The organism is Emcibacter nanhaiensis (assembly GCF_006385175.1).
GTDB classification, from domain to species: Bacteria; Pseudomonadota; Alphaproteobacteria; order Sphingomonadales; family Emcibacteraceae; genus Emcibacter; species Emcibacter nanhaiensis.
Window position 1 is genome coordinate 603,570 of the sequence record NZ_VFIY01000018.1, and the last position, 14,210, is coordinate 617,779.

General features: G+C 56.7%; 12 protein-coding genes. 10 read left to right on the forward strand and 2 right to left on the reverse strand.

Going from position 1 to position 14,210, the window contains the following annotated elements; all coding sequences use genetic code 11:
• Window positions 1-163: 163 nt before the first annotated feature.
• The 3 genes from FIV46_RS17020 (at window position 164) to FIV46_RS17030 (ending at window position 7,236) form a co-directional block, all read left to right on the forward strand.
• On the forward strand, window positions 164-874 hold the full coding sequence (locus FIV46_RS17020; RefSeq protein WP_139942120.1) for a SapC family protein: 711 nt from the start codon (window positions 164-166) through the stop codon (window positions 872-874).
• Window positions 875-1,099: 225 nt separating this feature from the next.
• Window positions 1,100-2,872: an autotransporter assembly complex protein TamA gene (locus FIV46_RS17025; protein WP_139942121.1), complete on the forward strand. Its 1,773-nt coding sequence runs from the start codon at window positions 1,100-1,102 to the stop codon at window positions 2,870-2,872.
• A complete protein-coding gene (locus FIV46_RS17030) occupies window positions 2,872-7,236 on the forward strand; it encodes a translocation/assembly module TamB domain-containing protein (protein WP_139942122.1) in 4,365 nt (1,454 codons plus the stop codon). Before FIV46_RS17025 ends, FIV46_RS17030 begins: the two co-directional genes overlap by 1 nt.
• Window positions 7,237-7,252: 16 nt before the next feature.
• Here the strand turns inward: FIV46_RS17030 and paaI are convergent, their stop codons facing one another.
• Window positions 7,253-7,723 (reverse strand): hydroxyphenylacetyl-CoA thioesterase PaaI, encoded by a 471-nt coding sequence (gene paaI / locus FIV46_RS17035; RefSeq protein ID WP_139942123.1) that lies wholly within the window; start codon window positions 7,721-7,723, stop codon window positions 7,253-7,255.
• Between the two features lie 81 nt (window positions 7,724-7,804).
• On the opposite strand from paaI, the gene paaX reads away from it, so the two are divergent.
• From paaX to FIV46_RS17070, 7 genes are all read left to right on the forward strand, one after another.
• Window positions 7,805-8,725: a phenylacetic acid degradation operon negative regulatory protein PaaX gene (gene paaX / locus FIV46_RS17040; protein ID WP_139942124.1), complete on the forward strand. Its 921-nt coding sequence runs from the start codon at window positions 7,805-7,807 to the stop codon at window positions 8,723-8,725.
• 123 nt (window positions 8,726-8,848) lie between these two features.
• Window positions 8,849-9,847 (forward strand): 1,2-phenylacetyl-CoA epoxidase subunit PaaA, encoded by a 999-nt coding sequence (paaA, locus tag FIV46_RS17045; protein ID WP_139942125.1) that lies wholly within the window; start codon window positions 8,849-8,851, stop codon window positions 9,845-9,847.
• Between the two features lie 56 nt (window positions 9,848-9,903).
• Window positions 9,904-10,197 carry a 1,2-phenylacetyl-CoA epoxidase subunit PaaB gene (gene paaB / locus FIV46_RS17050; protein ID WP_139942126.1) on the forward strand — a complete coding sequence of 98 codons (294 nt, stop codon included), beginning with the start codon at window positions 9,904-9,906 and terminating at the stop codon, window positions 10,195-10,197.
• A 21-nt stretch (window positions 10,198-10,218) separates the two neighbouring features.
• Window positions 10,219-10,977, forward strand: a complete 759-nt coding sequence (gene paaC / locus FIV46_RS17055) for a 1,2-phenylacetyl-CoA epoxidase subunit PaaC (protein WP_139942127.1) — start codon at window positions 10,219-10,221, stop codon at window positions 10,975-10,977.
• A 12-nt stretch (window positions 10,978-10,989) separates the two neighbouring features.
• Complete coding sequence (gene paaD / locus FIV46_RS17060; RefSeq protein WP_139942128.1) at window positions 10,990-11,496, forward strand: 1,2-phenylacetyl-CoA epoxidase subunit PaaD; 507 nt, start codon at window positions 10,990-10,992, stop codon at window positions 11,494-11,496.
• A gap of 85 nt (window positions 11,497-11,581) precedes the next feature.
• On the forward strand, window positions 11,582-12,664 hold the full coding sequence (paaE, locus tag FIV46_RS17065; protein ID WP_139942129.1) for a 1,2-phenylacetyl-CoA epoxidase subunit PaaE: 1,083 nt from the start codon (window positions 11,582-11,584) through the stop codon (window positions 12,662-12,664).
• A 150-nt stretch (window positions 12,665-12,814) separates the two neighbouring features.
• On the forward strand, window positions 12,815-13,513 hold the full coding sequence (locus FIV46_RS17070; RefSeq protein ID WP_139942130.1) for a hypothetical protein: 699 nt from the start codon (window positions 12,815-12,817) through the stop codon (window positions 13,511-13,513).
• A gap of 6 nt (window positions 13,514-13,519) precedes the next feature.
• Here the strand turns inward: FIV46_RS17070 and FIV46_RS17075 are convergent, their stop codons facing one another.
• On the reverse strand, window positions 13,520-14,149 hold the full coding sequence (locus FIV46_RS17075) for a glutathione S-transferase family protein (RefSeq protein WP_139942131.1): 630 nt from the start codon (window positions 14,147-14,149) through the stop codon (window positions 13,520-13,522).
• Window positions 14,150-14,210 lie beyond the last annotated feature (61 nt).

Genomic DNA, 14,210 nt, shown 5'->3' on the forward strand with positions numbered 1-14,210 from the left:
TTCATGCTGAACAACAAAGTAAAAAAGTGCAACTAATTATATTCCTCCGCCTCCAGCCTTGTTTTTTCACAGTAAACACAATACAACTGGCGTCCTGAATTATATCCGGCGATTGTATTGTAAAAGCCGGGCAAAACGGTATCGACAATATACGGGATAGAAAATGACTGCCAAGTTTTCCACTGTTAATCACGAGGCTCATCGGAATCTGAAAATCAAAGAAAATGCTGGCTTCGCACATATCAGGGACCAGCATGTTGCGCCGCTGGCTTTACATGAATTTGTAAAAATGGCCAGCAGCCTGCCAATCGCTTTTGTAAAACCGCAGGAAAGCGATGAGTTTCATGCGGTGGCCATGATGGGCCTGAAACCCGGTGAAAACCTGGTTGTAAAAGATGGCTCCTGGAACGCCGTCTATGCCCCTGCGAGCGTTGCAATTCACCCGTTCAGCCTGGCCAGAACGCCGAACAAGGATAAGAACGAATTCGTCCTCACCGTGGATGAAAACAGCCCCCACGTCAGTGAATCCGAAGGACACGCACTTTTCGATGAAGAAGGAAAGGGAACTGAATTCCTTGAGAACTGCAAAAAAATGGTCATGGAACATTTTGATCACATCCAGGTTTCCAGACAATTGATCAAGCTTCTTGCAGACAAGGAACTAATTGCAGAAAACACGCTCGCAATAAACAGCAAGAACGATGGAGAGAACTACAACATCCGGGGAATTTTTTTCATCGATGAAAAAAAATTAGATGCGCTTCCCGCTGAAGAGTTTGAGGAATTGCGCAAACTGGGCCTGCTGCCGGCAATATACGCCCAACTCGCGTCCCTGCATCAAGTTCACCGGCTCCATAACATGAGCGAATCATAAAACCGGAACCATGGTCTTTTTGACCAATTTACAGAAAATTCAAACCCTGTATTAACAATGCAGGGTTTTTTCTTGGCCCAAGATTGGCAATGCCGATATAATTCGGACAAAATCTAAGCATAGACTGCCCTCCGGGCAGAAAATTACAGTTCAAGTCAGGAATTCCCGTCTTTGCAGGCAGAAGAGAATAAATCACCAGGCTCCCGTCCCTTTTTTCAACGCGCCATGTCTATGGGCTTTTGCGGGATCCTGTTTCTTTTGCTCGCCCTGGCCACAGACCCGGCTGCCGCCCGGGACGGTTTTTCCTACAACCTGGAACTCAGGGGACTTGAGAGCCTTGGTGAAGACCGGGTCCGCCAGACCTTTGAAGATCATTCTGTCCTGCGTAACCGGAAATCCGAAAACCTTGTCTCTGTCTCTAATCTGCGGGCGCGCCTCAGGCAGGATGTGGACCTGCTGCAGCGTATCCTGCGGGCCGAAGGATATTATGAGAGCGGTATCAGCGAAAAACTCTCCCGCCATCAAAATAAATTCAATATCCTCATTTCCGTTGATCCCGGGCCACGTTTTACGCTGAGTAAGGTCGAGATTAGCTACAGTGTCGATCCGGACCCTGAAACCAGACAGCAGGCGCTGCAGGCCCTTGACCTGTCACCGGATGCGCCCCTGCGCTCGGAAGATATACTGACCGCCCAGACCAGAATGATTGTGATCTTTCCCGACCTGGGGTATCCCCTCGCCACAGCGGATGACCGCAAGATTATTGTCGATCATGCCACGCGAACGGCATCAGTGGAATTTATGGTCTCCCCCGGTCCGCGCCTGCACTTTGGCAACGCCCGGTTCGAGGGGCTCTCCTCCATCAACCAGAGCTACCTGCAACGGATGGTCGGCTGGCAGCCGGGCAGTTTCTACAACCAGCAACAGGTTGATGAGTTCAGGGCCAGACTGGTCAAAACCGGCCTGTTCAGGAGCGTCAACATCAGCCTGGCGGAACAGGAAGGGCCGGACCGGGACATCATGGTCCGACTGGTGGAAAACAAGCACCGGACCATCAGCGTCTCCGGCGGGTACGCCACCAGTGACGGTCTCAGCAGCAACGCTTCCTGGCAGCACCGCAATATTTTCGGCAATGGGGAACGGCTGCTGATCGGCGCCCATCTGGCAGAAATCGAACAATCGCTGACAGCCCGGCTGGACAAACCGAATTTCCGGCGGCTGGACCAGACCCTGTCCCTCGAAACCAGCGCCAAGAATGAAAATACCGATGCCTATGATGCGTTGACCGGAGAGGCCCGTGTCGGCCTCGAGCGTCTGCTGACGAAACATATCGCCGCCAACCTGTCGGTCTTTGGCCAATATGCCGATATCAGCAACTCCGACAATGACCGCACTTATTGGCTCGCGGCCCTGCCGGCCGGTGTGCGTTGGGACAATTCCAATGATATCCTCGACCCGACAACAGGATTCAGGGTCTCCCTGGCCACCGCTCCGACGTTCATCTTTAACGGCGCCAACGAATTTTACCTGCGCAGTGAAGTCCATGCCAGCGCCTACTATCCGCTGGACGGCGACCATGACATCGTCCTTGCCGCCCGGGTCAGGGCCGGGTCCGTCTACGGCATCAGCTTTGACGAACTGCCGGCCAAGGAACGTTTTTTCAGTGGCGGCGGGGGATCGGTCCGCGGCTACGGCTACCAGGATATCGGTCCCAAGGACAGTGATGGCGATCCCATCGGCGGCCGGTCCGTGGCGGAAATTAACGGGGAAATCCGTGTTCATATCAGTGACAACCTGAGCGTGGTACCGTTCATGGACGGCGGCAATGTCTATCAGAGCACCCTGCCCGGCTTTGACGGTTTCCGCTGGGGCGCCGGCCTTGGCGTTCGCTATCACACCAGTTTCGGGCCGCTCCGGGTCGATGCCGCCACCCCGCTTAACCGGCTGCCGGGGGAAAGCCGGTTTCATCTCTATATCAGCCTGGGGCAGGCCTTCTGATGAAATTTGATCCGGGCACATATTTTTCCCAAGGGAAGTGGATCCGGCCGGCGGTCTGGACCGCGCTGATCCTGACCCTGCTGCTGGCGGCGGCGGGAACCGGCCTGCTGGTCCTGGATAGCCCTTACGGCAAACGCCATCTGACCAACTGGCTCAACGGGGAACTGGGAGACGAGACCTCCGGCATCGAAATCGGCGAAATCTCCGGCACCCTGCTAGGGACTTTCCGCATCGACAGCATTCGTTTCAAGGATGATAAGGGTACCTGGGCGGAACTCCGCGCCATCCGGGCCAGCTGGGCGCCCTGGAAGCTGGTCGCCGGCACGGTTCATATTTCAAGCCTGCAGGCCAAAGAATTCAATGTCAGCCGTCGCCCTTCATCGACGAAAACCGAAGCTCCGGCCGAGCCGTCCTCACCGCTCGCCTTGCCCAGTTTGCCTGTTAACCTGCGGATTGATGAATTTGACCTGCCGGAGATCAATCTCCAGCGGCCTGTAACCGGTCGCACCACACAATTGACCAGCTATGGCCGCTTTTCCGAAACCACTGAGGGTCAGCTTGTCCTCGGCTTCCTTTTGGCACGGCTCGGCGATATCCGGGAAGAACTTGCCCTCGACCTGACCTTTGACCGGCCGACGGACTTTCTCGCCATCGACGGGCAACTCTATATACCCGCCCGGGGCCTGATCGCCGCCCTGTCCGGCACAGACCTTGATGAGGATTTTGCGGTCCTGCTGAAAGGAAAAGGCCCGCGCCATGACTGGGCCGGCCGTCTGATCGTCCAGCAGGGCGAGGTTGAACTGGGGGAAGCCCTGATCAGCAACAGCAAGGAGGTTTTCTCCATCTCCGCGGATATCGACCCGGCCAAACAAGAAGCCCTCCGGGATGTGGAGTTGCTGGGGAACAAACTGCGGCTTGCGGTACTGCTGAAACCGGAACAGGAGAAAAACCTCAAACATCTGTCCATTGAGCTGGAAACCCATGCGGCGCGCCTCAAAGCTGACGGACGGCTGCATACCGAGGACCTGACCGTGCTCGATAATGTCGGCTACACAGCCGAGCTCAAACAAGCTTTCCGTTTCAATGGCGCCAGCCTTGACCCCCTGCTGGTCAGGGGGGCCGTCAACGGCACATTTTCCAGGCCGGTTTTCACCCTAGCTACGGACAAGGTCGTTTTTCACACCGAAGACGACAGCCGGTTTGAAATCGCGACGTCTCTTCAGGGAGAAATGACGGACCGTGGTATTCGTTTCAGCAACACGGGCCAGCTCCGTAATATCTTAATACCCGGACAGGTGAACCTTGACCATTATATCCCGCTGCCGGTCAGCTGGCAGGGCCAGGGCACCATCAACCTCACCGAGAATGTGCTGCTGCTGGAGCAATTGACCGCAGGGAACGACCTGCAGCAGCTGCAGGTGACAGGCTCCGTCGGTCTCGCAGGTCAGAAGATGTCCCTGCAGGGTAGCCTCGCCAGTTCCCTGGACCATCTGGCGGACAGGCTCGCCGGCGCCCTGAATGTGGATTTCTCTCTCGAGCAGCAGGACCAAACCACACCACTGGTCCTGGACCTGACCCTGAAAGGAAAGGATCTGGCGCTGGGCGATGCACTAATGGATGGCCTGGTCGGCGCTACACCGGCAGGGACCATCCGGACCACCGTGAACCCGGACAACAGCCTGGGGATCGCAGCCGATCTCAAGGCCGCCCATGTGGGCCTGACCACGGAGCTGGACATTGATCCCGACAGCATCCTGAAGGACAGCCCCTACCGGTTGTCTTTTACAGATCTGGACAAACTGAAAGGCGCGGGCAATCTCAAGCTGGCCGGCAAGCTGGACATTGCCGGCACACTGTCGGGGCCCCTGGCCTCCCCAAACCTGACAGCAGAAACCGGCCTGAAAAACCTGACCCTCCAGGACCTGACCCTGAGCGACCTTGTTCTGGTCGCTGACGTCAAAGATGTGGCACAATCGCTCGCCGGAACGGTCCGGTTGAGCGGCAAATCCAATTACGGTCCGCTAAACCTGTCGGTAGCGACCAGCCGCAGCGCCGACAACATCATTCACCTGACGGACATTTCGGCCTTGGCGGGACCGCTCCAGGCTGAGGGTAACCTGAATATACCGTCGGGCGCGCCCCTGAGCGGACAATTTACGCTCAGCACCCAACCTCCGAACAAAAGCCCCGGGGAAGTTGTCGATCTTTTTGAAGGCACGCTTTCGGCCGCCCTCACCCTTGAAGACCGGGACGGATACCAGGCAATCACAACAGAAGGCTCTGCCAAAGACCTGCGCCTTGCGTTGCCGTCCGGCGATATTCTGGGCATGGGCCTGTCCCGCTGGTCCGGCCGGTGGATGGCCTCTGACAACCTGCCGGCCCTCGACCTGTCCGCGGAAGTGCAGGGCCTGTCGCTGCCGGATATTGAACTCGGCAAATTCGCCCTGAATCTTGCCCGGGAAGGCCGGAAAACATCCTTCGACACTGAGGCCACCGGCACCGAGGATAATCCCCTGGCGCTCACTGCCAAAGGAAACCTGCAGCAGTCAGAAACTGGCATCCTGATCCTGACCAGCAACCTTGACGGACAGCTGAACAATATTCCGGTCAGCAGCCTCACCCCCCTGACCCTGGAGAAACAGGGACAGACCCTGACCCTGAAACCGACCCGTCTCGCGCTTGGGGAAGGCCAGCTGGAAATCGCCTTTAGCCGCGCGGCTGACAAGCTGATGGCCCGGTTGGTCGCCAGCATGGCGGATTTCCGTATTCTCAACAACCTGGTGCCGGACCTGCCGTTCACCGGCATTCTCGACGGCACGGCTGATGTCTCCGCCAGTGCCGACAATCTGTCCGGACAGGCGGAGCTGACCCTGACCAGGCTGGATACTCCCTACCAGCTTTACGCCATTGATCCGGCCCTGAAGCTTGATCTGGCCATCGGGGCCACCGGCGACAAACTGACCCTCAAAGGCGGCCTGGACCTGGCTGCCGACCGGCTGATCACCCTGTCGGCAGAGCTCCCGACAGACTATGACTATGCCGCCCGCTCATACAGCCTCAATCAAACCGCGCCGATGACGGCGCAGCTGGACTGGGCCGGGGAAATTGCCCCGCTGTGGCCCATGCTGAACCTCTATCACCATGATCTTTCCGGCACCACCCAAGGCCGGGTCACGGTGGGGGGCAGCGTCCGGGACTTCCTGATCGGAGGGGAAATTAACCTGGAGGGCGGACGCTATGAAAACATTCAGAGCGGATTTGTCGCCGACAATATCGAGTTGAAGAGCTCCATCAGCGACAACAAGCTCACCCTTGAGCATTTCACCGCCACAGACGGGGGAGAAGGCACGCTCGGCGCCGACGGCTGGGTCAGCTTCACTCCTGACCTGTCCTACCGTGCCGATATGAAAGTCCGCGCTGACAGGGCCCGGCTCTATCGCCAGCCCAGCCTGGAGATCATGGCCTCGACAGAATTGTCGCTGACCAGGGACGGAGAACGCCTGCTCCTGAACGGCAGCGTGGAGGTCAACAGTGCCGACATCAACCTGGTTGACCAGGGCCCCGGCAGTCTGATTGAGACCGATGTGGTGGAAATCAACGACGGTCACGACGCTGACGCGGATGAAGAGGCACTGAAGAAACGCCACCTTGGCCCGCTGGTTCTTGATCTGGCCCTGAAAGCGCCCAAACGGGTTTTCGTCCGTGGCCGTGGTCTCGATTCCGAATGGGCGGGCGATCTGGAGATTACCGGCTCGTCAGAGGAAGCCATCGTCAACGGCACCATCAGCCTGGTGCGCGGCACCTTCGATTTTTCCGGCAAACGCTTCAATCTGACGCGGGGCGAAATCAGATTCCCCGGCAACGCCTCCAACGATCCCAAACTGGATATCGAATCCGAACTCAATATGGCCAACCTGGACGCCTTCATCAATATCGGCGGCACGGCGGCTCAGCCCACTCTGGCAATCACCTCGTCACCGGAGTTGCCGCAGGATGAAATATTGTCCCGGATCCTGTTCGGCACCTCGGTTACGGAGCTTTCCGCCTGGGAAGCGCTGCAGCTGGCCAGTTCCATCCAGGCCCTGTCCGGCAGCGGCGGACCCGGCATGCTGGACCGGATGCGGGGCGGCCTCGGCATCGATCGGCTGTCCATCGGTTCTGATGTTACCGGCGAACACGGCACCCTGATTTCCGGCGGAAAATATATCAGCAACAATATTTATGTGGAAATCACCACCTCCAGCACCACCGGCGCCACCGCCCAGTCGGTGGAAGTCGATCTGACCAAAAGCCTGTCCCTGGTCACCAAACGGACCCTGGACCAGGACAACAGCCTGTCCATTCGCTGGTCATGGGATTATTAGCAAAAACCGGGTGACCCTAGAGATCCGCCGTCGGCATGTCCGCGACAATCTTGCTTTTTACCCGATAGCTGTTGCCACGCACCATGGCGATGCGTGTACCCTCCTGGTTGGTGATGACCACATCACAAAGGCCGGTACGTCCGGACTGGCTCTGCACCTCCGCCACAGCCGTCAGCATGTCGCCTTCCCGGGCCAGGGAAAGAAAGGTAATATTGCCGTTCAGGGTCACTGTGGTGATATTGGCGGTATTGCAGGCGAAGGCAAAAGCAGTGTCCGCCAGGGCAAAAATATATCCGCCGTGACAGATAGCGTGTCCGTTCAGCATCTTGTCCGTCACCGTCATGGTCATGACGGCATAGCCCGGGCTGACCTTGGAAAGCTTTATGCCCATATGCTGGGCAGCGACATCCTTTTCATACATGGCGTCGGCAACCTGCTGGGCAAAGGTCAGGGGACTTTCGCTGTCACCGGCATCTTGATCTGTCATTGTATATTCTCGCCTGAAATGATAGACAAACTGGAATTGTATATTTTTATTAGTGTCAGAATTCCCAACAAGAATATTTACATGTCATCCAGCTCGCAATTAAAAAAACTGATAAAAGAGTTTCAGCAGCGCCAGCCGATCAGGGCCGGATCGCTGATCATGACGGTCTATGGCGACGCCATCGCCCCGCGCGGCGGTACGGTCTGGCTGGGCAGCCTGATCAATTTCCTGAAACCGCTCGGCCTGAATGATCGTCTGGTGCGCACCACCATTTCCCGACTCAGCAAGGACAACTGGCTGACCCCCAATCAGGTGGGCCGGAAAAGCTATTACTCCCTGACCGCGACTGGCCGCAAGCGGTTCCAGAGCGCCACACCGCGTATTTACGCCGGCCCCCAGACAGACTGGGACGGCACCTGGTGCCTGGTGTTCCTGCCCGGCCACCTGCGCCAGAAAAAGGATACCTTGCGCCGGGAATTGGGCTGGCTCGGATTCGGCAACCTGGCCGCCGGTCTGCTGGCCCACCCAAATCCGGATATGGAAGCCCTGAAACAGACCCTCGAAATGAACGACGTCCATGACGAAGCCATTATCCTCAACAAGGCCCGGCACAATCTGACCAGCGGCAAGGCGCTGGAAAAGCTGGTCCATGAATGCTGGGACCTGGCCGATCTGGGCGATCATTATCACGAGTTCCTGACCCGTTACCGGCCGGTGTACAAATCCCTGAAGGAATCCCCGCTGTCTTCCGACGAGGAATGCGCCCTGTTGCGGGTCCTGATGATCCACGACTATCGCAAGATTTTGCTCAGGGATCCGTTACTGCCCACCGGCCTGCTGCCGACACAATGGGAAGGCACCTCCGCCCACCAGCTCTGCCGCAACATCTATCTGCTGCTGCTGGATGGATCGGAACGCTATTTCAGCGAGAATCTGGAAACCGCCGACGGCCCGCTTCCGGCCCCGTCCGCCATCTTCTACCAGCGTTTCGGCGGTCTTTAGGGAATATTTTTTCCTTTAAAATCAACCATATAAAAATGTGATACATTTTTTATTGATTTGTTTGGATTTTTGTAACATATTGTTGCCAGATTTTATCACAGGAATCATATAGAAAGGGGTCTCATGTACGGCGATACATCCATTCAAAAAGCGATCAAACTGGCTGAACCCACAAGTGAGGAACAGGCCCAGCTGGAAAAACAGTTCCAGGAAAAAATTGACGCTGATATCAAGGTTGAAGCGCAGGACTGGATGCCGGAGGCATACCGCAAAACCCTGGTGCGCCAGATGTCACAGCATGCCCACTCCGAAGTCATCGGCATGCAGCCGGAAGGCAACTGGATTACCCGGGCCCCGTCCCTGCGTCGCAAGGCCATCCTGCTGGCGAAAATCCAGGATGAAGGCGGTCACGGCCTCTATATCTATTGCGCAGCGGAAACTCTCGGCACGTCCCGCGCCGAGATGATCGAACAGCTGCACGCCGGCAAAGCCAAATATTCCTCCATCTTTAATTATCCGGCCCTGACCTGGGCTGATATCGGCACCATCGGCTGGCTGGTCGACGGCGCCGCCATTACCAACCAGGTCTCCCTGGCCAAGGGCTCCTACGGCCCCTACAGCCGGGCCATGATCCGGATCTGTAAAGAAGAGAGCTTCCACCAGCGCCAGGGCTATGAGCTGCTGCTGACCCTGGCCCGCGGCACCGATGAACAGAAAGCCATGGTACAGGAATCCGTCAACCGCTTCTGGTGGCCCTCCCTGATGATGTTCGGCCCCAGCGACAAGGACAGCGCCCATTCCGCCCAGTCCATGAAATGGAAGATCAAGCGCAAATCCAATGACCAGCTCCGTCAGGAGTTTATTGATGCCACTGTGCCCCAGGCCGAGTTCCTCGGCATTACCCTGCCCGATCCGGACCTGAAATGGAACGAGGAAACCGGTCATTATGATCATGGTGAGATCGACTGGGAAGAGTTCCACAATGTCATTCACGGCAACGGCATCTGCAACAAGCAGCGGATGGAAACCCATATCAAGTCCCATGAAGACGGGGCCTGGGTGCGCGAAGCCGCCACTGCCTATGCCGAAAAGCAAAAAGCAAAGAAAGAAGCTGCCGCCTGAGGCGCGATAGAAATTTTGATCACCAAAGATCAACAAAAAATGAGAAGGACATCCAAATGAGTGAACACGACAAGGATTGGCCCCTGTATGAAGTTTTCATCCGCAGCAAGGCGGGCCTTGACCACAAGCATGCCGGCAGCATCCACGCCAGCGATCCGGAAATGGCCATTGAGGCCGCCCGTGACGTCTATACCCGCCGCGGCGAAGGCGTAAGCATCTGGGTTGTGCCGTCCAACGCCATCACGGCGTCCAAGCCGGAAAACAAAGACAGCCTGTATGAGCCGGCCGACAGCAAAATCTATCGCCACCCCACCTTCTACGACATCCCCAAAGAAGTGGGCAAAATGTAATCCCTGACCAAGGAGTGACAAATGACCGATACAAATCGTAAAGCCGTCGCGGACTATGCCACCCTTCTGGGAGACAATGCCCTGATTATGGGACACCGCCTGTCAGAATGGTGCTACCTTGCCCCGACCCTTGAACTTGATGTCGCCATGTCCAACTGCGCCCTGGACTACATCGGCCAGGCCCGGGAACTGTTCACCTATGCGGGTGAAATTACCGGCAAGACAGAAGACGATATCGCCTATCTGCGCGACGAAATGGACTATCGCAACCTGCTGTTGACCGAGATGCCCAACAACGACTGGGGCTACAGCATGGCCAAACTGTTTTTCTTCAGCGCCTTTGCCAAGCTGTTCTATGAAAAACTGATGCAGAGCAAGGACGAAACCCTGGCCGCCATCGGCGAAAAATCCCTCAAGGAAGTCAAATACCACCTGCGGTTCAGCAGTGAATGGCTGATCCGGCTCGGTGACGGCACCGAAGAAAGCCACGAGCGCGCCCAGAAAGCAATCGACGATGTCTGGATGTTCACCGGTGAAATGTTCACCCTGAGCGACTTCGAGAGAGACCTCGCCGAACAGGGTATCGCCGTTGATGTCTCCACCCTGAAAGCGGACTGGGACGGCGTCGTCAATGAACTGCTGGCGGAAGCCACCCTGAAACGCCCCGAAAACGACTGGATGCAGTCCGGCGGCAAACAGGGGCACCATAGCGAATATATGGGCCATATCCTGTCTGAACTGCAGTATATGCAGCGCCGTTTCCCCAACTGCCAGTGGTAGGACATTTGCGAAATGACTGCTCCCCAACCCTCCTCTGAAACGGAAAAAGTCTGGGCCCTTCTCGAAGACGTGAAGGACCCGGAAATCCCGGTGCTCAGCATTGTCGATCTCGGCATTGCCCGGGAAGTCAATTTCGAGGATGACGGGTCACTGGAAGTGGTCATTACGCCAACCTACTCCGGCTGTCCGGCCATGAATATGCTTGAAGAAGATATCAAGGCGGCCCTGGACAGCAATGGCTATACCAATTTCCGGGTCAAAACCTCCCTGCATCCGGTGTGGACCACCGACTGGATGACGGAATCAGGCCGGGAGAAGCTGCGCGCCTACGGTATTGCTCCGCCGGAAAAAAGCACCACCAATAAAAAGGTGCTGTTTGGCGGCCAGAAAGAGGTTCCCTGCCCCCATTGCGGGTCCCACAACACGACACAGGTCAGCGAGTTCGGGTCCACCGCCTGCAAGGCACTCTACCGCTGCCAGGACTGTCAGGAGCCGTTTGACTACTTCAAATGCATTTAATGAATGCCAAACATATAAGAAACGCTTAAATTATAAGAAATGTTGAGGAGCCCCGGTTCCTCATTCGTCTTATCAGGAACTTAATATGCCGACTTTTCACAAACTCAAGATTTCGAACCTGCGCCGGGAGACCGAGGAGACCGTCTCCATCGCCTTTCACGTCCCCGATGAACTCAGGGAAGAATATAAATATATCCAGGGCCAGTATCTGACCCTGAAAACCGTGATCGACGGTGAAGACACCCGCCGGTCCTATTCCATCTGTTCCGGCCTGTTCGACGATGAACTGCGGGTTGCCGTCAAAAAAGTGAAGGGCGGCCTGTTTTCCTCCTTCGCCAACGAGGTGCTGAAGGAAGGCGACGAACTGGATGTCATGACCCCGATGGGCAACTTCTACACCGAGCTGCACCCCGATCAGGAACATCATTATGTCGGCGTTGCCGCCGGCAGCGGCATCACCCCCCTGATGTCCATTATCAAAACCATTCTGGCCTATGAGCCGAAGAGTATCTTCACCCTGATCTACGGTAACCGGACCCGTCGCGATATTATTTTCCGGGAAGACCTGGTCGACCTGAAAAATACCTATATCGACCGCTTCAACATGATCAATATCCTGAGCCGGGAAGAGCCGGATGTGGACCTGCTTCATGGCCGTATCGACCGCAATAAAGTCGCCGACATTCTTGATCGTCTGATTCCGCCGGGCGGTGCCGATGAATATTATATCTGCGGCCCGGAAACCATGATCCACGACGTATCCGACCTGCTGGCGGAGCGCAAGGTGGACAAGAAAAACATCCACTTCGAACTGTTCACTTCCCCCACGGTGCAGAAAGGTGAAGAAGCTGATGTTGCCGAAGTGCCGGAAGAGCTAGCCGATCATGTGGCCAAGGTCACGGTGGTCGTGGACGGCAACTCCATGGAGTTCGACCTGGAGACCGCCGGCCAGAATATCCTCGACGCGGCCCTGGAAAAAGGCGCCGACCTGCCGTTCGCCTGCAAGGGCGGGGTCTGCTGCACCTGCCGCGCCAAGCTGATCGAGGGCGAAGTCAATATGGATGTGAACTACTCGCTCGAGGAAGACGAACTGGAAGCCGGGTTCATCCTGACCTGCCAGGCCCACCCGATCACCGACAAGGTGGTCGTGGACTTCGACGAGAGATAGTCTTTCGTACACAGAATATTCGGGAGGCTGCCGACGGCAGCCTCTTTTCTATTGCCCCACTTTTGACATGTTGACATGAAAAAAGCTTGCAACTTTGGCTTACATTTTCCACATTAGCCTTGATGCACAAAAACCGGAGCAGATTACAACATGTCACTCGGACTGGCTCGCAGAAAAGAACTCCAGAAACGCAGATCCCAGCGCCTGTGGATGATGATGAAATTCATTTTCCTCTGTGCCCTGATCGGGGGAACGGCCTATTTTTCCTATGATACCGGCCAGGAAATCGCCAAACAGAACTATCGCTTCGCCCAGGACAAATATGACCAGCTGGAAAAGGAAAACCAGCAGCTGATCCGGGAACTGGGCAGCAGCAAGGCGGCTCTGGAACAGATGCAATCCCTGGTCCCCAATGACCAGGTCAGGGACCTGCTGCAGGTGGTGAGTGACAAATCGGCCGAAGGTGTCGCCGTCGAGCGCATGGCGCGGCTGGTAGGCGGCATGACCACCAATGAAGCTTGCGGTACCGAGTCAGAAGTCAAACGGTTCGTGGTCACAACCCTGGTCAACACGGAAAAAAGCAATGTCAGCTTCGAGCGCGGCCTGATTACCATCAGCGGCAGCGGCAGCCCGACCCTGAATGAGGAAGGCAATCCTGAAGCCTGGTTTGATCCGACCAAGCCGGTCACCCTGACCTTCACCCTGCCCGGCGGAGAAACCCAGGAAATCAGCGGCATCCTGCCCCTGCATCACAGCATCGTGCAGGGCGACAAGGAATATCGCTTCAGCATGACCCCGGGCCGGCGCAGCTTTGTCGACGTCACCCTGCTGACCTGCAGCGTCAACTAGACTGGCTTATTCCACATCCGCCGGATTGCACTCCCGGAACCAGTCCTTCATAGCGGTTTGTTCCAGCATCCGTTCGGCATAGGCCTGAAGCGGCGGATCAAGCGGCACCTGGTAGGTCCTGTAGCGGGACACCACCGGCGCATACATGGCGTCGGCAATGGTGAAATGACCAAACAGGAACGGTCCATCCGAAGCCTCGAGGCATTCGCGCCAGATCTGCCGGATCCTGCCCACTTCCCACAACAGGTCCCCCTCCAGTTGCGGTGTCGGATAGGTCTGCAGGCAGGCCATGGGCATCCGTCCCCGCAAAGTGGGGAACCCGGCGTGCATTTCCGCACTGACCGAGCGGGCCCGGGCCCGGGCAGCCCTGTCTTCCGGCCACAGCTTCTTGTCCGGCGCCAGTTCGGCGATATATTCGCAGATCGCCAAGCTGTCCCAGATCAGCTGCCCGCCATGACGCAGCGCCGGCACCCGGCCGGCGGGATTAAGCTTCCGGATTTTCTCTTGCCGCGCCCCTGAAAACAAATCCACGATGATCTCTTCAAATTCCAGGCCGGCCTCCTTCATGACCAGCCACGGCCGCAGGGACCAGCTGGAGGCATTTTTATTGCCGATTATCAAAGAAAAGTCTGACATGATGATCCCCATTGATTTATAAGTTACAGAAAGATGACGTGTAACACTTGCCAACATCATA

What these genes read in the sequence shown, in the direction of transcription:
- FIV46_RS17020 (WP_139942120.1), top strand. Translation starts at nt 164, where the DNA reads ATGACTGCCAAGTTTTCCACTGTTAATCACGAGGCTCATCGGAATCTG.
- FIV46_RS17025 (WP_139942121.1), top strand. Translation starts at nt 1,100, where the DNA reads ATGTCTATGGGCTTTTGCGGGATCCTGTTTCTTTTGCTCGCCCTGGCC.
- FIV46_RS17030 (WP_139942122.1), top strand. Translation starts at nt 2,872, where the DNA reads ATGAAATTTGATCCGGGCACATATTTTTCCCAAGGGAAGTGGATCCGG.
- paaI (WP_139942123.1), bottom strand. Translation starts at nt 7,723, where the DNA reads ATGACAGATCAAGATGCCGGTGACAGCGAAAGTCCCCTGACCTTTGCC.
- paaX (WP_139942124.1), top strand. Translation starts at nt 7,805, where the DNA reads ATGTCATCCAGCTCGCAATTAAAAAAACTGATAAAAGAGTTTCAGCAG.
- paaA (WP_139942125.1), top strand. Translation starts at nt 8,849, where the DNA reads ATGTACGGCGATACATCCATTCAAAAAGCGATCAAACTGGCTGAACCC.
- paaB (WP_139942126.1), top strand. Translation starts at nt 9,904, where the DNA reads ATGAGTGAACACGACAAGGATTGGCCCCTGTATGAAGTTTTCATCCGC.
- paaC (WP_139942127.1), top strand. Translation starts at nt 10,219, where the DNA reads ATGACCGATACAAATCGTAAAGCCGTCGCGGACTATGCCACCCTTCTG.
- paaD (WP_139942128.1), top strand. Translation starts at nt 10,990, where the DNA reads ATGACTGCTCCCCAACCCTCCTCTGAAACGGAAAAAGTCTGGGCCCTT.
- paaE (WP_139942129.1), top strand. Translation starts at nt 11,582, where the DNA reads ATGCCGACTTTTCACAAACTCAAGATTTCGAACCTGCGCCGGGAGACC.
- FIV46_RS17070 (WP_139942130.1), top strand. Translation starts at nt 12,815, where the DNA reads ATGTCACTCGGACTGGCTCGCAGAAAAGAACTCCAGAAACGCAGATCC.
- FIV46_RS17075 (WP_139942131.1), bottom strand. Translation starts at nt 14,149, where the DNA reads ATGTCAGACTTTTCTTTGATAATCGGCAATAAAAATGCCTCCAGCTGG.